The 16,988-nt window shown below is 73.7% G+C and carries 15 protein-coding genes; 10 read left to right on the top strand and 5 right to left on the bottom strand.

From position 1 onward, the window contains the following. Nucleotides 1-80 precede the first annotated feature (80 nt). On the top strand, nt 81-1,580 hold the full coding sequence (locus tag ACFYNX_RS06200; RefSeq protein ID WP_388658235.1) for a PucR family transcriptional regulator ligand-binding domain-containing protein: 1,500 nt from the start codon (nt 81-83) through the stop codon (nt 1,578-1,580). 9 nt (nt 1,581-1,589) lie between these two features. Here the strand turns inward: ACFYNX_RS06200 and ACFYNX_RS06195 are convergent, their stop codons facing one another. Further along, the gene (locus ACFYNX_RS06195) at nt 1,590-2,195 is read right to left on the bottom strand and encodes a hypothetical protein (protein WP_388658233.1); all 606 of its coding nucleotides are present in this window, start codon (nt 2,193-2,195) and stop codon (nt 1,590-1,592) included. Nucleotides 2,196-2,358: 163 nt separating this feature from the next. On the opposite strand from ACFYNX_RS06195, the gene ACFYNX_RS06190 reads away from it, so the two are divergent. The 4 genes from ACFYNX_RS06190 to ACFYNX_RS06175 all read left to right on the top strand — a co-directional run bounded on the left by ACFYNX_RS06190 (nt 2,359) and on the right by ACFYNX_RS06175 (nt 6,620). Continuing rightward, nucleotides 2,359-3,465: a helix-turn-helix domain-containing protein gene (locus ACFYNX_RS06190; RefSeq protein ID WP_388658230.1), complete on the top strand. Its 1,107-nt coding sequence runs from the start codon at nt 2,359-2,361 to the stop codon at nt 3,463-3,465. Between the two features lie 76 nt (nt 3,466-3,541). Continuing rightward, a complete protein-coding gene (locus ACFYNX_RS06185) occupies nt 3,542-4,699 on the top strand; it encodes an acyl-CoA dehydrogenase family protein (protein WP_365538558.1) in 1,158 nt (385 codons plus the stop codon). A 6-nt stretch (nt 4,700-4,705) separates the two neighbouring features. Further along, nucleotides 4,706-5,614: an acyl-CoA thioesterase gene (locus tag ACFYNX_RS06180; RefSeq protein ID WP_388658227.1), complete on the top strand. Its 909-nt coding sequence runs from the start codon at nt 4,706-4,708 to the stop codon at nt 5,612-5,614. A 19-nt stretch (nt 5,615-5,633) separates the two neighbouring features. After that, the gene (locus ACFYNX_RS06175; RefSeq protein ID WP_388658225.1) at nt 5,634-6,620 is read left to right on the top strand and encodes a cation diffusion facilitator family transporter; all 987 of its coding nucleotides are present in this window, start codon (nt 5,634-5,636) and stop codon (nt 6,618-6,620) included. Here ACFYNX_RS06175 and ACFYNX_RS06170 read toward each other — a convergent pair whose 3' ends face one another. Together ACFYNX_RS06170 and ACFYNX_RS06165 are read right to left on the bottom strand one after the other, a co-directional pair. After that, on the bottom strand, nt 6,621-7,400 hold the full coding sequence (locus ACFYNX_RS06170; RefSeq protein WP_365538566.1) for a phosphatase: 780 nt from the start codon (nt 7,398-7,400) through the stop codon (nt 6,621-6,623). A gap of 78 nt (nt 7,401-7,478) precedes the next feature. Beyond that, nucleotides 7,479-8,078, bottom strand: a complete 600-nt coding sequence (locus ACFYNX_RS06165; RefSeq protein ID WP_388658222.1) for a TetR/AcrR family transcriptional regulator — start codon at nt 8,076-8,078, stop codon at nt 7,479-7,481. A gap of 103 nt (nt 8,079-8,181) precedes the next feature. Here ACFYNX_RS06165 and ACFYNX_RS06160 point away from each other — a divergent pair, with 103 nt between their 5' ends. The 4 genes from ACFYNX_RS06160 (at nt 8,182) to ACFYNX_RS06145 (ending at nt 13,905) form a co-directional block, all read left to right on the top strand. Beyond that, nucleotides 8,182-9,789 (top strand): carboxyl transferase domain-containing protein, encoded by a 1,608-nt coding sequence (locus tag ACFYNX_RS06160; RefSeq protein ID WP_388658219.1) that lies wholly within the window; start codon nt 8,182-8,184, stop codon nt 9,787-9,789. An 83-nt stretch (nt 9,790-9,872) separates the two neighbouring features. Next, nucleotides 9,873-11,804 carry a biotin carboxylase N-terminal domain-containing protein gene (locus ACFYNX_RS06155; RefSeq protein WP_388658217.1) on the top strand — a complete coding sequence of 644 codons (1,932 nt, stop codon included), beginning with the start codon at nt 9,873-9,875 and terminating at the stop codon, nt 11,802-11,804. Nucleotides 11,805-11,818: 14 nt separating this feature from the next. Then, nucleotides 11,819-12,736 (top strand): hydroxymethylglutaryl-CoA lyase, encoded by a 918-nt coding sequence (locus tag ACFYNX_RS06150; protein ID WP_388659726.1) that lies wholly within the window; start codon nt 11,819-11,821, stop codon nt 12,734-12,736. Between the two features lie 8 nt (nt 12,737-12,744). Beyond that, nucleotides 12,745-13,905 carry an acyl-CoA dehydrogenase family protein gene (locus ACFYNX_RS06145; protein WP_388658214.1) on the top strand — a complete coding sequence of 387 codons (1,161 nt, stop codon included), beginning with the start codon at nt 12,745-12,747 and terminating at the stop codon, nt 13,903-13,905. Between the two features lie 79 nt (nt 13,906-13,984). On the opposite strand, the gene ACFYNX_RS06140 is transcribed toward ACFYNX_RS06145, so the two are convergent. Next, nucleotides 13,985-14,608: a LysE family translocator gene (locus ACFYNX_RS06140; protein ID WP_365538577.1), complete on the bottom strand. Its 624-nt coding sequence runs from the start codon at nt 14,606-14,608 to the stop codon at nt 13,985-13,987. 211 nt (nt 14,609-14,819) lie between these two features. Beyond that, nucleotides 14,820-16,454, bottom strand: coding sequence for a beta-N-acetylhexosaminidase (locus ACFYNX_RS06135; RefSeq protein WP_388658212.1), 1,635 nt, complete (start codon nt 16,452-16,454; stop codon nt 14,820-14,822). A gap of 190 nt (nt 16,455-16,644) precedes the next feature. Here ACFYNX_RS06135 and ACFYNX_RS06130 point away from each other — a divergent pair, with 190 nt between their 5' ends. Further along, complete coding sequence (locus ACFYNX_RS06130) at nt 16,645-16,920, top strand: hypothetical protein (RefSeq protein ID WP_125665299.1); 276 nt, start codon at nt 16,645-16,647, stop codon at nt 16,918-16,920. Nucleotides 16,921-16,988 lie beyond the last annotated feature (68 nt).

Here is a 16,988-nt window from a genome sequence, read left to right as displayed (position 1 = left end):
GCACGACGGTAGATGCCGGAAAAGCACCACAGAAGTGTACGTTCCCTCCACTCCACGAGCCGATGCTGTACGAAGGGTCCATGACGACGCGCCCCGCGCCCCCCGCCTCCACTCCCCCGGCCCCGCCGGTCCCGCTCGCCGCGCTGCTCGCCCGCCGGGACCTGGGCCTGCGGCTGCTCGCCGGGCCCGGGGACGCCTCCCTGCACTGGGTGCACACCTCGGAGATGGCCGACCCGTACCCGTACCTGCTCGGCGGCGAGCTCCTGATGACGGCCGGCGTGCAGCTCGCCGATCCGGCGCGGTACGTGGAGCGGGTGGTGGAGGCGGGGGCGGCGGCGCTCGCGTTCGGGGTGACGCCGGTGTACGACACGGTCCCGGCGGCCCTGGTCGAGGCCTGCGGACGCCGGGGCCTCCCGCTCCTCGAAGTACCGCCTCGGACCCCGTTCACGGCGGTGGCGCGGGCCGTGTGGCGGCTGATGGCGGAGGCCCGGCTGCACGAGCTGCGCCGGGTGACGGAGGCCCAGCGGTCCCTGGCGACGGCGGCGGCACGCCCGGCCCCGGTCCCGGCGGTCCTCGGCGCGCTCGCCGCCCGGCTCGGCGGCCGGGCGGTCCTCCTCGCCCCGGACGGCACGGAGTCGGCGGCGGCCGGCCGCGAGGTCCCGCCGGAGGCGTCCCGGGCCCTGCGGGAGCTGGCGGGGGTCCTGGGCCCGCGCCCCGGCGGCCCGACCTCGGCGAGCGGGGAGGACGGTGGCCTGCGCCTGGCGGCGTACGCCCTCGGGGGCGGCGACGGCCTGACCCTGGGGGTGGCGACGGAACGGCGGGACCCCGGCGACCACACGATCGCGGGCGTCGCGGTGGTCCTGCTCTCGCTCCTGACGGCCCCGCACCGGGGCGCGGACGCGGCGGTACGGGACGGGGCCCTGGTCCGGCTGCTCCTGGGCGCCTCCCCGGCGGAGGCGGCGGCCGCCCTGGACCCGGGCCCCTGGACGGTGGTCCACGCGCGGGGCGGCGACGGCACCCCGTTCGCGGCGGCGGACCTGGCGGCGTCGCTGGGCACGGCGCTGGTGGAGACGGACGCGACGGCGCCCCCGGGAAAGACCCTGGAGAGGCTTGGGGAGGCAGGAGCGGCCCGTGTCTCCGGGGCGGCCCCCGCCTCCGTACGACTCCTTCTGCCCGCGTCTTCTCCCCTTACCGCCCGATCGGGCTGGTTTCTCGGCGTTTCCGCCCCGGCCGAGGCCGGGGACCTCCCCGCCGCCGACCGGCAGGCGGCGCGGGCCCTGCGCCGCGCGGAGGCCACCCGGTCGGCGCTCGTGCGCCACCGACCGGGCGGCCTCGCGTCCCTCGTGGACCCCGACGAGGCCGCCGCCCACGCCCGGACCCTCCTCGCCCCCCTGAACGAACCGCTCAGGGAGACCCTGCGCGCCTGGCTCTCCCTCCACGGCAGTTGGGACCGGACGGCGGTGGCCCTGCACGTCCACCGCAACACCGTCCGCCAGCGGATCACCCGCTGCGCGGCGCTCCTGGACCGGGACCTGGACGACCCGGACGTACGGATGGAGCTGTGGTTCGCGCTCGGGTGAGGCAGCACGTCACCAGAGCTTGTTCACGGCCGTCGTGGTGGTCTTCCGGAAGGCCGTCAGCGGGGCGTCCTCGAGGTCGCCCATCCGGCCCCAGCGGACCAGGGTGACGGTGCGGCCGTCGCGGCCGACGGAGAAGAGGTGGATGTCGGTGGCTCCGATCTGCGGGTCGGCGGTGTCCAGGCTGTAGACCCAGGCGCCCTCCTCGACGTCGAGCTTGCCGTGGGAGGCGCTGACGGCCTTCAGGCCCGGGTTCTGCTGCTCCAGGAGGGGGCCGCAGCCGGCGAGGGCCTTGCGGAGGGTGTCGACCAGCTTCACGGCGTCGGCCTCGGTGCGGGCGACGGTGGTGACCTGGACGCCGTTGGTGTCGAGTTCGGTGCCGAACTCGCGGTAGCGGCTGTTCTGCGCCGGGATCTTGTACGGGGCGCAGAGGACGCCGCCGTTCTCCGGGACGCCGGTGAAGACCTGCGTGGCGGTCCACGGCGTCGACGACGGCGGCATCTGGGAGGCGGCGAGGAAGGCGGGCCGGGCGGCGGCCTGCGCCGGGGCCGCGGCGAGGGCCGCGAGGCCCAGGGCGGCAGCGGCGGTGGCGGCGAGTGCGGTGCGGAGCTTGCTCATGGTGGTGGATCCCCCGTCGGGTCGTTCGGTCAGTGCTCCACCAGCGTCGGGCCGGCGGCCGGTCGCCGGCAACGGTGACGCGCCCCCGCCCGTCCCGGAACCATTCCACCCCCGCTGACGTGCAAGGACGTGAAGGGTGGGACGCAGGGTCGAGGGGGATGGAATGCCGAAGGACGCCGCCGTCGAGGAGTTCGCGCGGCTCGTGCGCGCGCTGAAGGCGCGCGACGGGAGGAGTTACGAGGCGCTGGGCCGGCGCCTGAGCGTCAGCGCGTCCACCCTCCACCGGTACTGCTCCGGCGCGACCGTCCCGGAGGAGTTCGGCGTGGTCGACCGCCTCGCCCTGCTCTGCGGGGCGGACGAGGAGGAGCGGCGGGGCCTGGAGGCGGCCTGGACCCGCGCGGACGGCGCCCGTCGCCCTCCGGCACCGGAGCCGGACCCCGAACCCGCCCCGGCCCCGGAGGCGGCGCCCGAACCCGAGCCCGCGCCCGTACCGGACCTCCCGCCCCGGCGGCGGAGGCGTCGTCGGGGGTGGACGGGCCTGGTCGGCGGGGCGCTGGCGGTCGTGGGGGCGGTCACGCTCGGAGTCGTACTCCTGCCCGGGAGGACCCCGGAGCCGGCCGCCGGACCGCCGGTCCCGCTGACGTGGACGGTCGCCTCGCACCTCTGGAAGAACGGGTGCGGGCACACCTACCTCGTGGACCGGACGCCCCCTCCCCCGCCCGAGGCGGCCGACGCGCGGAGCTGGGCGGCGGCGCGGGGTGCCGTGGACGGCGGGGAGACGCTGGTGCGGGTGTCGGTGCAGGGCAGGGGCGCGGCGGCGGTGGTGCTCCAGGCGCTGCACGTGCGGGTGGTGGAGCGGGGCGCGCCGCTGCCGTGGGCGGCGTACCGGATGGACGACGGGTGCGGCGGGGCGGTGACGCCGCGCCGGTTCGAGGTGGACCTGGACCGGCCCCGACCGGTGGCGCGGGCGCTGGACGGGTACGACGCCTCCGGGCAGGAGGGCCGGACGCTCCCGGCGGTCTCCTTCCCGTACGCGGTCAGCGCCGCCGAGCCGGGGGAGCTGCTGGTCTCGGCGGGGACGGCGGCGTGCGACTGCCGCTGGTACCTGGAGCTGGAGTGGAGCTCGGAGGGGCGCCGGGGCACGGTCCGGATCGGGGACGAGGACGGCGCCCCCTTTCGGACGAGCGGGGCGAAGGGACGGCCCGTGTACGGGTACGACTCCGTGGGGCGGGCCTGGATCACAGGTGAGGAGTCTGGACAGGGTGGGTGACCGCTGGGTAACTTCGTTGACGACAGACTGAGCAAGCGCTTAGAAAACTGGGCCCGCACACCGGAGGAGTCGCACCGTGCGCCGTACCGTATTCGACGAGGACCACGAGGCGTTCCGGGACACCATCCGGGCCTTCATCGAGGCCGAGGTCGTCCCCGTCTACGACGAGTGGTTCGCGGCCGGCCAGGCGCCCCGCGACTTCTACCACAAGCTCGGAGAGCTGGGCATCTTCGGCATCAACGTGCCCGAGGAGTTCGGCGGCGCGGGCCTGGACACCCACAAGTTCGAGGCGGTCCTCTACGAGGAGACCGCGCGCGCGGGCGTCCAGTTCGGCGGCTCCGGCGTCCACGTCCTCCTCGCCCTGCCGTACCTGAAGATGCTGGCCACCGAGGACCAGAAGAAGCGCTACCTGCCGAAGTTCGTCTCCGGCGAGGAGATGTGGGCGCTCGCCATGACCGAGCCGGGCACCGGCTCCGACGTCGCGGGCATGAAGACCACCGCCAAGCTCTCCGAGGACGGCACCCACTACGTCCTCAACGGCGCCAAGACCTTCATCACCGGCGGCGTCCACGCCGACCGCGTGATCGTCTGCGCCCGCACCTCCGCCCCGAGCGCCGAGGACCGCCGCTTCGGCATCTCCCTCTTCGCCGTGGACACGAAGTCCGAGGGCTACTCGATCGGCCGCAAGCTCGACAAGCTGGGCCTGCGCACCTCCGACACCGCCGAGCTGGCGTTCGTCGACGTGAAGGTCCCGGTCGAGGACCTGCTCGGCGAGGAGGGCAAGGGCTTCTCCTACCTGGGCCACAACCTGGCCTCCGAGCGCTGGGGCATCGCCTTCGGCGCCTACGCCCAGGCCAAGGCCGCCGTCCGCTTCGCCAAGCAGTACGTGCAGGAGCGCACGGTCTTCGGCAAGCCGGTCGCCTCCTTCCAGAACACCAAGTTCGAGCTGGCCGCCTGCCAGGCCGAGGTCGACGCCGCCGAGGCCGTCGCGGACCGCGCCCTGGAGGCCCTGGACGCGGGCGAGCTGACCCCGGCCGAGGCCGCGAGCGCCAAGCTGTTCTGCACCGAGGTCGCCCACCGCGTCATCGACCGCTGCCTCCAGTTGCACGGCGGCTACGGCTACATGAACGAGTACCCGATCGCCCGCCTGTACGCCGACAACCGCGTCAACCGCATCTACGGCGGCACCAGCGAGATCATGAAGTCGATCATCGCGAAGTCGATGGGCCTGTAGGTCCCGGTGACCGAAGCGCACGAGGCCCCGGACGTCCGGGGCGCCCCGGACTCCCCCGGGGCCCTGGACGCCCTGCTCGATCTGCTCGACCTGGAGCCGATCGAGCGGGACATCTTCCGGGGCCGGTCCCGGTCCGCGCTCGTCCCCCGCGTCTTCGGCGGCCAGGTGGCCGCCCAGGCCCTGGTGGCGGCGGGCCGGACCGTGCCCGCCGATCGCCTCGCGCACTCCCTGCACGCGTACTTCCTGCGCCCCGGCGACCCCGGCGCGCCGATCGTCTACTCGGTCGACCGCATCCGGGACGGGCGCTCCTTCACCACCCGCCGGGTCGTCGCCGTCCAGCACGGCCAGCCGATCTTCCACCTCTCCGCCTCCTTCCAGGCGTACGAGGAGGGGCTCGACCACCAGGCGGACGTGCCGGCCGCGCCGGACCCGGAGTCGCTGCCGACGGCCGCCGAGACGCTCCCCCGGCACCTGCCGGAGGACGTGGCCCGGCGTCTGATCGAGGCGCGGGCGGCCGTGGACCTGCGGTACGTCGACACCCCGCCCTGGGGCTCGGTCGGGGAGCCGCGCGAACCGCGCTCGCAGGTGTGGTTCCGCACCCACGGCAAGCTCGCCGACGACCCGCTCCTGCACGTCTGCCTGGCGACCTACGTCTCCGACATGACGCTGCTCGACTCCGTCCTGCTCGCGCACGGGCGGGGCGGCTGGGCCGTCGGGGACGTGGTGGGGGCCTCCCTCGACCACGCGATGTGGTTCCACCGGCCCTTCCGGGCCGACGAGTGGCTCCTGTACGACCAGGAGTCCCCCTCCTCGGCCGGCGGGCGCGGCCTCGGCCAGGCCAGGATCTGGACGCGGGACGGGAAGCTGGCCATCTCGGTCATCCAGGAGGGTGTCGTTCGCGTGCCGCGCCCGTGACCGGGCATACGTTCCGACCATGGGACGAGAGGCGAAGGACGAGACGGACGGCGGGAAGAGCGGGAACGGCGAGAGCACCTTCACCGTGCTCGTGGCGGCCGGGGCGAACCTCGGGATCGCCGTCGCCAAGGCCGTGGCCGGCCTCATCAGCGGGTCGAGCGCGATGCTGTCGGAGGCCGCCCACTCCCTCGCGGACACCGTCACCGAGGTCATGCTGCTCACCGCGCTCAAGCGGAGCGGGAAGCCGGTCGACGAGGACCATCCGGTCGGGTACGCGGGCGAGCGGTACGTCTGGGCGATGCTGGCGGCCGTCGCCACCTTCGTCGGCGGCGCGGTCTTCTCGATCTACGACGGGATCCACACCCTCACCAAGGGCGAGGAGCTGGGCGACCCGCTCGTCTCGTACGTCGTGCTCGCCGTCGCCTTCGTCCTGGAGGGCTACTCGCTGCGGACCGGCGTCCGGCAGGTCCGGGCCGAGGCGAAGGAGCGGGGGACGCCCTTCGCCACCTATCTGCGGCGCACCCCCGACACCACCGTCAAGGCGGTCGTCCTGGAGGACTCGGCCGCCCTCGCCGGACTGCTGCTCGCGGCCGGCGGCCTGCTCGGCGGGCAGCTCACCGGCTCCGGCGTCTGGGACGGCGTCGCCTCGATCCTCATCGGCGCCCTGCTCGTGTACGTGGCCTGGGTGCTCGGCCGCTCCAACGCCGAGCTGCTCGTCGGCCGCCCGCTGCCGAGGGACATGCGGGAGGCCGTACGGGCGGAGCTGCTGTCCGTCCCGCAGGTCGAGGCCGTCCTCGACCTGACGACCCTCATCCAGGGGCCGGGCGAGGCCCTGGTCGCCGCGAAGATCGACTTCCGGGACGGGGTCCCGGCCGAGGAGGTCGAGCGGGCCTGCGAGGAGGCGGAGGAGCGGCTCCGCGCGCGCGTGCCGGCGGTCCGCCGGGTGTACCTGGACCCGACGCCGGGCCGGGGACGGCGCGGGGTGGAGCGGGAACGGGCCCGGTGATCAGCCCAGTCCGGCCGCGTCCAGCAGGTACGCCGTCATCGGCTCGTAGTAACGGGGGTCCAGGACGTGGTCGTCGAGCGGGATCGTGACCTGCATGGTCCCCTCGGCCTCGCCCAGGAAGAGGGCGGGGTCGTTGCAGTCCGCGTACCCGACGGAGTCGATGCCGCGCTGGCCCGCGCGCCCGGCCCAGCCGTGGTCCGCGACCACCAGGTCGGGCGCGGGCTCGCCGAGCACCTCCAGGCCGTCCAGGATCGCGTTCATCGGCTCCGGGGAGTGGGTGTGCCAGAGGCTGGCGCCCCGCTCGAAGACGGCGACGTCGGCGAACTGCACGACGTACCCCTCGTCGGCGATCAGGCCGCCGGGGATGCGGACGACGTCGCAGCCCCGGGCGCGCAGCGCGGCCGCGACCCGGCTGTGGACGTCGATGAGGGCGCCGGGGTGACCGGTCGCGAAGAGGACCCGCTCCCGTCCCTCGGCGGCCTTGCGCAACCGGGCGGCCGCCCGGTCGAGGGCGTCCACGGTCAGCTCGGGGTCGATGGTGTCCTGGCCGGTCCGGTGGGCCGGGTCGTCGACGACGCCGCACCGCTCGGCCATCACGGCGAGCACGTCCTGCTCGTCGGTCCAGCGGTCGCCGAGCTCCAGGCCGAGCCAGTAGTGCCGGTCGCCGTTGGCGAGTCTCCGGTAGTGGGAGAGGTTGTTGTCGCGCGGGGTGGCGACGTCTCCCGCGATCCGGGTGCGGACGAGGTGCTCGACGAGGGCGGGGCGGCTGAGTATCGGCATGGGACTCATTCTGTCCGAGCCCCGGGCGGGACGGGGACCGCGTTCCGCCTCTCGGACGACCGGGACCGGCGGGACTCCCTACCGGGCCGCGAGCGCTCCGAAGGCCCCGTGGGCCAGGCGCCGCAGCAGTTCCTCCATGGGGCGGCGGCCGAGGGCGGCCAGGTGGGGGGTGGAGTTGAGCAGGCCGAAGACCGCGTGGACGGCGGTGCGGGCCTCGCTCTCGGGGGCGTCCGGGTAGAGCTCGCGGACCGTCGTCACCCACAGCTCGACGTACTGCCGCTGGAGCTTGCGCACCCGCTTGCGGTCCTCGTCCTTGAGCCGGTCCAGCTCCCGGTCGTGGAGGGTGATCAGGGGCCGGTCGTCGAGGGCGAAGTCGATGTGCCCGTCGATGAGGGCGCCGAGCAGGGCCCGGGGATCGCCGCCCGCCTCCCCCACGCGCAGCCGGCCGCCGTCGAGGAGCCGCTCGCTGATGCCGACGAGCAGCTCGGCGAGCATCGCGTCCTTGCCGGGGAAGTGCCGGTAGAGCCCGGGGCCGCTGATGCCGACGGCCGCCCCTATCTCGTCCACGCCCACGCCGTGGAACCCGCGCTCGGCGAAGAGGCGGGCGGCCTCCTTGAGGATCTGCTCGCGCCGCGTGGGGGCGTCGGTCCTGCCGGTGGGGGACGTGGTCGTGGTCATGGATTCGATTCTAGACAACCCCGTTAGCGGTCGTTAACCTGTGCGCCATACGTTAACGCTCATTAACCGGACGGCTCGTTAACCGGACAAGGGAGATCGGTCGATGCAGCAGGCACCCGTGCTGTCGAGTGCGGCGGATCCCGCCTCGCCGGCCTGGCAGGCGAACGAGGCCGCGCACCACGAGCTGGCCGCGGCCCTGCGCGCCAAGCTCGCGGCGGCCGCGCTGGGCGGGGGCGAGAAGTCCCGGGCGCGGCACACCGCGCGCGGCAAGCTGCTCCCCCGGGACCGCGTGGACACGCTCCTCGACCCGGGCTCGCCCTTCCTGGAGCTGGCCCCGCTCGCGGCGAACGGCATGTACGGCGACCAGGCCCCGGCCGCCGGCGTCATCGCGGGCATCGGGCGGGTCTCGGGCCGCGAGTGCGTGATCGTCGCGAACGACGCCACCGTCAAGGGCGGCACGTACTACCCGATGACCGTGAAGAAGCACCTGCGGGCCCAGGAGGTGGCCCTGGAGAACCGTCTCCCCTGCCTCTACCTGGTCGACTCCGGAGGCGCCTTCCTGCCGATGCAGGACGAGGTCTTCCCCGACCGGGAGCACTTCGGCCGCATCTTCTACAACCAGGCCCGGATGTCCGGCGCGGGCGTCCCGCAGATCGCGGCCGTCCTCGGCTCCTGCACGGCCGGCGGCGCGTACGTCCCCGCGATGAGCGACGAGGCCGTGATCGTGCGGAACCAGGGCACGATCTTCCTCGGCGGCCCGCCGCTGGTGAAGGCCGCGACCGGTGAGGTCGTCACGGCCGAGGAGCTGGGCGGCGGCGAGGTCCACTCCCGGATCTCCGGCGTCACCGACCACCTCGCCGAGGACGACGCCCACGCCCTGCGGATCGTGCGGAACATCGTCGCCACGCTCCCCGAGCGCGGCCCGCTCCCCTGGTCGGTCGAGCCCGCCGAGGAACCGAAGGTCGACCCGTACGGCCTGTACGGGGCCGTGCCCGTCGACGCGCGCACCCCGTACGACGTGCGCGAGGTCATCGCCCGGGTCGTGGACGGCTCCCGCTTCCAGGAGTTCAAGGCCGAGTACGGGCAGACCCTCGTCACCGGCTTCGCCCGCATCCACGGGCACCCGGTCGGGATCGTCGCCAACAACGGCATCCTGTTCGCCGAGTCCGCCCAGAAGGGCGCGCACTTCATCGAGCTGTGCGACCAGCGCGGCATCCCGCTGGTGTTCCTCCAGAACATCACCGGCTTCATGGTCGGCAAGGCGTACGAGCACGGCGGCATCGCCAAGCACGGCGCCAAGATGGTCACGGCCGTGGCCACCACCCGGGTCCCGAAGCTGACCGTGGTCGTCGGCGGCTCGTACGGCGCGGGCAACTACTCGATGTGCGGCCGGGCGTACTCCCCCCGCTTCCTGTGGATGTGGCCCAACGCCAAGATCTCCGTCATGGGCGGCGAGCAGGCCGCCTCGGTCCTCGCGACCGTCAAGCGCGACCAGCTCGGCGACGACTGGAGCGCGGAGGAGGAAGAGACCTTCAAGGCCCCGATCCGCGAGCAGTACGAGACCCAGGGCAGCGCCTACTACGCGACCGCCCGGCTCTGGGACGACGGGGTCATCGACCCCCTGGAGACCCGGCAGGTCCTCGGCCTCGCCCTGACCGCCTGTGCCAACGCGCCGCTGGGTGACCCCCAGTTCGGCGTCTTCCGGATGTGAGAGGGCTCCAGCAGATGTCCCAGGAGATGCAGTCCACGGATGCGCGGGGCCCCCGGGAGACCCGGGAGAGGGAGAGGCCGTCCATGTTCGACACCGTCCTCGTCGCCAACCGGGGCGAGATCGCGGTCCGCGTCATCCGCACCCTGCGCGAGCTCGGCGTGCGCTCGGTGGCCGTCCACAGCGACGCGGACGCCGACGCCCGGCACGTGCGGGAGGCGGACACGGCGGTGCGGATCGGCCCGCCGCCGGCCGCCGAGTCGTACCTGTCCGTGCCCGCGCTGCTGGACGCGGCCCGCCGCACCGGCGCGCAGGCGGTCCACCCCGGCTACGGCTTCCTCGCCGAGAACGCCGGCTTCGCGCGGGCCTGCGCCGAGGCGGGGCTCGTCTTCATCGGGCCGTCCGCCGAGGCGATCTCCCTGATGGGCGACAAGATCCGAGCGAAGGAGACCGTGAAGGCGGCGGGCGTGCCCGTCGTCCCGGGCGCCGCCGATCCCGAACTGGCCGAGGCGGCCCGCGAGCTGGGCGCGCCCGTGCTGCTCAAGCCCAGCGCGGGCGGCGGCGGCAAGGGCATGCGGCTCGTGCGGGACCTGGCGGTCCTGGACGAGGAGATCGCGGCGGCCCGGCGCGAGGCCCGCGCCTCCTTCGGCGACGACACGCTGCTCGTGGAGCGGTGGATCGACGGGCCCCGGCACATCGAGATCCAGGTCCTGGCCGACACCCACGGGAACGTGGTGCACCTCGGCGAGCGGGAGTGCTCGCTCCAGCGGCGCCACCAGAAGATCGTGGAGGAGGCGCCGAGCGTCCTGCTCACCCCGGAGCTCCGGGCGGCGATGGGCGCGGCGGCGGTGGAGGCGGCCCGGTCCTGCGGCTACGTGGGCGCGGGCACGGTCGAGTTCATCGTCCCGGGCGGCGACCCCGCCTCGTACTGCTTCATGGAGATGAACACCCGGCTCCAGGTCGAGCACCCGGTGACGGAGCTGATCACCGGCCTGGACCTGGTGGAGTGGCAGCTCCGGGTGGCGGCGGGCGAGCCGCTGCCCTTCGCGCAGGAGGACGTCCGGCTGGACGGCTGGGCGATCGAGGCCCGCATCTGCGCCGAGGACCCCTCCCGCGGCTTCCTGCCCTCGGGCGGCACGGTCCTGGCGCTCCACGAGCCGCAGGGCGGCGGCGCGCGCACGGACTCGGGCCTGAGCGAGGGCACGGAGGTCGGCAGCCTCTACGACCCGATGCTCTCGAAGGTCATCGTGCACGCCCCGGACCGCCCCACGGCCCTGCGCCGCCTGCGCGCGGCCCTCGCGGACACGGTCACCCTGGGCGTCCCGACGAACGCGGGCTTCCTGCGGAGGCTGCTGGCCCACGAGGACGTCGTGCGGGGAGACCTGGACACCGGCCTGGTGGAGCGCGAGGCGGAGGGGCTCGTCCCCGAGGACGTCCCGGCCGAGGTGTACGCGGCGGCGGCGGCCGTACGGCTCGCGGAGCTGGCCCCGGCGCCCCGGGACGGCTGGACGGACCCCTTCTCGGTGCCGAACGGCTGGCGCCTGGGCGGCGCTCCGGCCCCGCTCGCCTTCCCCGTACGCGTAGCGGGACTCGAACCCGTGACGGTGGAGGCGCCGCCCGGCGCCCGGGTCACGGACGCCTCGGTGACGGTCGTCGTGGACGGGGTCACCCACCGCTTCCACCGGGCCGGCGCCTGGCTGGGCCGGGACGGCGACTCCTGGCACGTGCTCGACCACGACCCGGTCGAGGCCGCGCTCGGCGGCGCCCGGCACGGCGGGGCCGACACCCTTGCCGCGCCGATGCCCGGCACCGTGACCGTGGTGAAGGTGGCCGTCGGGGACGAGGTCGAGGCCGGGCAGAGCCTGCTCGTCGTCGAGGCGATGAAGATGGAGCACGTCATCTCCGCCCCGCACGCCGGCACCGTCACGGAGCTGGACGTCACGCCCGGCACCACCGTCGCGATGGACCAGGTCCTGGCCGTCGTCACCCCGCACGAGACCTCCGGGGAGGAAGCGTGACCGCCGGACTGCCGATGACCGTCCCCGGCACCGGGCTCCCCGCCCGGGTCCGGATCCACGAGGTGGGGGCCCGGGACGGCCTCCAGAACGAGAAGACGGCCGTCTCGACGGAGGTGAAGGCGGAGTTCGTCCGCCGCCTCGCCGCCGCCGGGCTGTCCACCGTCGAGGCGACCAGCTTCGTGCACCCCCAGTGGGTGCCCCAACTGGCCGACGCCGAGGACCTGTTCCCGCTGGTCCGCGACCTCCCGGTCCGCCTGCCGGTCCTCGTCCCCAACGAGCGGGGCCTCGACCGGGCGCTCGCGCTCGGCGCCCGCGAGATCGCGGTCTTCGCCTCGGCCACCGAGTCCTTCGCGAAGGCCAACCTCAACCGGACCGTGGACGAGGCCCTCGCCCTCTTCGCGCCGACCGTCGTCCGGGCCGTAGAGGCCGGTCTGAAGGTCCGCGGCTACCTGTCGATGTGCTTCGGCGACCCCTGGGAGGGCCCGGTCCCGGTCGGGCAGGTCGTCCGGGTCACCAAGGCGCTCGCCGACATGGGCTGCGACGAGCTGAGCCTCGGCGACACCATCGGCGTGGCGACCCCGGGGCACGTGGAGGCCCTGCTCACCGGCCTGAACGAGGCCGGGATCCCCACCTCCCGCCTCGCCGTGCACTTCCACGACACCTACGGACAGGCCCTGTCCAACACCCTGGCCGCGCTGCGGCACGGGGTGACCACGGTCGACGCCTCCGCCGGCGGCCTCGGCGGCTGCCCGTACGCGAAGAGCGCGACCGGCAACCTCGCCACCGAGGACCTCGTGTGGATGCTCGACGGCCTCGGCATCGAGACCGGGGTCGATCTGGCCGCCCTCACCGCCACGAGCGTGTGGATGGCCGAGCAACTGGGCCGGCCCAGCCCGTCCCGCACCGTCCGCGCCCTCTCCCACAAGGAGTGAAGGAACCCATGTCCCTCGACCACCGGCTCTCCGCCGAGCACCAGGAACTCCGCCGCACGGTGGAGGAGTTCGCGCACGACGTGGTGGCCCCGAAGATCGGGGACTACTACGAGCGGCACGAGTTCCCGTACGAGATCGTCCGCGAGATGGGCCGCATGGGCCTGTTCGGGCTGCCGTTCCCCGAGGAGTACGGCGGCATGGGCGGCGACTACCTGGCCCTCGGGATCGCCCTGGAGGAGCTGGCCCGGGTCGACTCCTCGGTGGCCATCACCCTGGAGGCCGGCGTCTCGCTGGGTGCCATGCCCCTCCACCTCTTCGGCACGGAGGAGCAGAAGCGGGAGTGGCTGCCGCGGCTGTGCGCGGGCGAGGTCCTGGGCGCGTTCGGCCTGACCGAGCCCGGCGCGGGCAGTGACGCCGGCGGCACGCGCACCACCGCCGTCCGGGACGGCGACGAGTGGGTGATCAACGGCTCGAAGTGCTTCATCACCAACTCCGGTACGGACATCACGGGTCTGGTGACGGTCACGGCGGTCACCGGCCGCAAGCCGGACGGACGCCCGCTGATCTCCTCGATCATCGTCCCCTCCGGCACCCCGGGCTTCACGGTCGCGGCCCCGTACTCGAAGGTCGGCTGGAACGCCTCGGACACCCGCGAGCTGTCCTTCGCCGACGTCCGGGTGCCGGTCGGCAACCTCCTCGGCGAGGAGGGCCGCGGCTACGCGCAGTTCCTCCGCATCCTGGACGAGGGCCGGGTCGCCATCGCGGCGCTCGCGACGGGCCTGGCGCAGGGGTGCGTGGACGAGTCCGTGAAGTACGCGAAGGAACGTCACGCCTTCGGCCGCGCGATCGGCGACAACCAGGCCATCCAGTTCAAGATCGCCGACATGGAGACCCGGGCGCACATGGCCCGCATCGGCTGGCGCGACGCCGCCTCCCGCCTGGTCCTGGGCGAGCCCTTCAAGAAGGAGGCGGCCATCGCGAAGCTGTACTCCTCCACGGTGGCCGTGGACAACGCCCGCGAGGCGACCCAGATCCACGGCGGCTACGGCTTCATGAACGAGTACCCGGTGGCCCGCATGTGGCGCGACTCCAAGATCCTGGAGATCGGCGAGGGCACGAGCGAGGTCCAGCGCATGCTGATCGCCCGCGAACTGGGCCTGACGGGCTGACGTTCCGGTACGTCCGCGGGCCGTGGGCTCCGGTGGAGGTCGGCCGTCCTCCACCGGGGCCCGCGCCGCCCTCACGGCCTCACCCCAGGAGGACCTCGACGGAGATCGTCACCGCCAGTACGACGTACACGGCGCACGCCCCGTAGTTCAGCACGACCGTCGCCTTCGACGAGCCGGTGAGCCGCGTGCGGAAGAAGCCCGCCAGCATTCCGATGCCGCCGTAGAGGACCACCTCCATCAGGACGTTGATCGCGCCGAGGAGGGCCATCTGCGCTCCGGGTTCCTCCGCGTCCCCCAGGAACTGCGGGAGGACCGCGAGGTAGAAGAGCATGATCTTCGGGTTCGTCAGGCTGATCAGCACCCCGCGCAGGTACCACCGGCCCGACCCGACGTCACCGTGCCCGTCGATCGCGCGGCGCGCGCTGCGCAGGGTCGTGTACGCCAGCCACAGCAGGTAGGCCGCGCCCACGATCCTCACCGCGTCGAGCAGCGACGGGTGCGACCGGGCGATCTCCCCCAGCCCGGCGACGACGGCGGTGGCGTAGACGCTCATGCCCGTCCCGATGCCGAGGATCGCCTTCAGCGCGGACCGGCGGCCGCCCTCCAGGCCCACCGCGAGCATGTAGGCCATGTCGGGCCCGGGCGGGCCGAGGAAGAGCAGGATCACCGCGATGTAGCCCGGCAGTACCGATAAGTCCACCATCGTCCGTCGTCTCCGGCCTTGTCGTGGCACGCCGGGAGCCCTTCGGCGCCCGGCGGTGCCTCCTTCGCACCGGGCCGCCGCGACCGGCGACCGGGTGGTGTCCGTGGTCGCCGTCCGTCTCCCCGTTTCCGGCCGGGCGATTCGGTTTCCGCGCACACGGAGGAACGCCCGGCCGGGCGGGCCCCGGCCGGGCGCTCCTTTCGGCGGGCCGTTACGGCGCCGGCCAGGGCACCTCCGGCGAGCGGTACCAGTCGATGCCGAGGGCCTCGAAGCGCGGGGCCTGTTCGGCGAGGCGGACCTTGTACGCGTCCCAGTCGTGGCTGGCGGCCGGGGACCAGCCCAGTTCGGCCACGCCCGGCAGGCGGGGGAAGGCCATGACGTCGAGGTCGCCGGTGGTGGCGAGGGTCTCGGTCCACAGGGGGGCCTCGACGCCCTTGACGGCGCTCGCGGGCGCGCCGGGGAGGTAGGCCGCCGGGTCCCAGTCGTACGACCTGCGGACCTCGACGTATCCGGCCCAGGAGAGGCCGAGCTTCGTCTCCTTCGTGTACTTCATGTCGAGGTAGGTGCGGTCGGCGGGCGAGAGGATCAGGCCGGTGCCGTTGCGCGCGGCCTCGGCGACCCGCTCCTTCTCCGCGGCGGAGGTGCGGTCGATGCCCCAGTACTGGACGAGGGCGTCCGGCGCGGGGGTGGTGCCGGTGAGCTGGTGCCAGCCGATGACCTTCTTGCCGTACTTCGCGACGACCGGCTGGACCCTGTCCATGAAGGCCACGTAGTCGGCGTGGCTGGTGGAGTGGGCCTCGTCGCCGCCGATGTGGAGGTAGCGGCCGGGGGTGAGCGCGGCGATCTCGCGGATCACGTCGTCGACGAAGTCGTACGTGACCGCCTTGGGCACGCACAGGGAGCTGAAGCCGACCTTGGTGCCGGTGTAGAGCGGCGGGGCGACGCCGTCGCAGTTGAGCTCGGGGTAGGAGGCGAGGGCCGCGTTGGTGTGGCCCGGCACGTCGATCTCCGGGACGACCTCCTGGTAGCGGGAGGCGGCGTACCGGACGATCTCCTTGTACTCCTCCTTGGTGTAGAAGCCGCCGGGGCCGCCGCCGACCTCGGTGGAGCCGCCGTACGTGGTGAGGCGGGGCCAGGAGTCGACGGCGATGCGCCAGCCCTGGTCGTCGGAGAGGTGCAGGTGGAGGGTGTTCACCTTGTAGAGCGCGAGCTGGTCGATGTACCGCTTCACCTCGTCGACGGTGAAGAAGTGGCGGGCGACGTCGAGCATGGCGCCCCGGTGGGCGTAGCGCGGGGTGTCGGTGATCGTGCCGCCCGCGACCTTCCAGGGGCCCTGCTGGACGCTCTTGCGCTCGACGGCGGAGGGCAACTGCTGGCGCAGGGTCTGGACGCCGCGGAAGAGGCCGGCGGGCCGGTGGGCCGTCAGGGTGATGCCGTCCGGTCCGGAGCGGAGCCGGTAGCCCTCGTCGCCGAGGGCGGTGTCGCCGGTGCTGAGGCGGAGCCGGATGCCGCCGCGGGCCGCCTGCTCGTCGACGACGGGCAGCGGGAAGCCGGTGGCGGGCCGGAGCAGCTCGGCGAGGTAGGCGCCGAGCTCCTTGGTCTCGCGGGAGCGGGTGTCCACCCCGATGCGGGTGGTGGCGGTGAGGGCGTAGGGCTCGCCCCCGGGGGTGACGGAGGCGGGCACGGGAACGATGCGGCCGAGCGGGCGGACCTCCGGCTCGGCGGCGGCCCGGTGGCCGGCCGCCCTGCCGCCGGTGTCGGCGGCGGCCTCGCCGCAGCCGACACCGGCGGCCGTGACCAGGAGCAGGGATCCGATCAGGCGCGGAATCCTTAGGCGCTGTCTCACAGGCGGGCTCCCCTTCGGGTGATCGACGCGTCTGATCTGTCTATATCCGCACCGGGTCCTCCCGTACCGTCGGGTTCCGGACGGTCAAGGTCTAGGCCAATCGTCCGTGTCGACGGGGAAAGCAGTGATCCCTGCCCGATTTCGGGCAGGATTCTTGCACGAGGGCGGAATCACCCCTCAATATTCACGGGTGCTCGAACGCCGTCCGTCGCACGACGACCTCATCGACCATCTGGTCCGCAGCACCGCGCTCCAGCGCGGTGAGGCCGCCCGGGTGGTGCTCGACGTGCTGGCGTACTTCGACGAGTCGACCGAGGACTTCGTCCGCCGCCGCCACCGCGAACTGCAGTCCGGCGGCGCCGTGAACGCCGAGATCTTCGAACGGATCGCGGTGGAGCTGCCGCACCGGGCCGTGGCGCCGCCGGAGCTCTCGCTCCGGCAACTGCGCCGGATCGTGTACGGCTGAGCCTCCCCGGCTCCCGAAGGACGGCCCGAACGGCCGAGCATCACCACTGACCTGGAGGGGTTTCACCT

Origin of the sequence: Streptomyces sp. NPDC007872 (assembly GCF_042868165.1) — a bacterium.
In the GTDB taxonomy this organism is placed as follows: Bacteria; Actinomycetota; Actinomycetes; order Streptomycetales; family Streptomycetaceae; genus Streptomyces.
The sequence above is the reverse complement of the archived record's forward strand: the minus strand, read 5'-3'. Positions and strand labels throughout refer to the sequence as shown.

Coding starts and splice junctions, on each gene's coding strand:
- ACFYNX_RS06140 (WP_365538577.1), bottom strand. CDS start 14,608: ATGGTGGACTTATCGGTACTGCCGGGCTACATCGCGGTGATCCTGCTC.
- ACFYNX_RS06165 (WP_388658222.1), bottom strand. CDS start 8,078: ATGACCACGACCACGTCCCCCACCGGCAGGACCGACGCCCCCACGCGG.
- ACFYNX_RS06160 (WP_388658219.1), top strand. CDS start 8,182: ATGCAGCAGGCACCCGTGCTGTCGAGTGCGGCGGATCCCGCCTCGCCG.
- ACFYNX_RS06195 (WP_388658233.1), bottom strand. CDS start 2,195: ATGAGCAAGCTCCGCACCGCACTCGCCGCCACCGCCGCTGCCGCCCTG.
- ACFYNX_RS06145 (WP_388658214.1), top strand. CDS start 12,745: ATGTCCCTCGACCACCGGCTCTCCGCCGAGCACCAGGAACTCCGCCGC.
- ACFYNX_RS06175 (WP_388658225.1), top strand. CDS start 5,634: ATGGGACGAGAGGCGAAGGACGAGACGGACGGCGGGAAGAGCGGGAAC.
- ACFYNX_RS06200 (WP_388658235.1), top strand. CDS start 81: ATGACGACGCGCCCCGCGCCCCCCGCCTCCACTCCCCCGGCCCCGCCG.
- ACFYNX_RS06190 (WP_388658230.1), top strand. CDS start 2,359: ATGCCGAAGGACGCCGCCGTCGAGGAGTTCGCGCGGCTCGTGCGCGCG.
- ACFYNX_RS06155 (WP_388658217.1), top strand. CDS start 9,873: ATGTTCGACACCGTCCTCGTCGCCAACCGGGGCGAGATCGCGGTCCGC.
- ACFYNX_RS06150 (WP_388659726.1), top strand. CDS start 11,819: ATGACCGTCCCCGGCACCGGGCTCCCCGCCCGGGTCCGGATCCACGAG.
- ACFYNX_RS06170 (WP_365538566.1), bottom strand. CDS start 7,400: ATGCCGATACTCAGCCGCCCCGCCCTCGTCGAGCACCTCGTCCGCACC.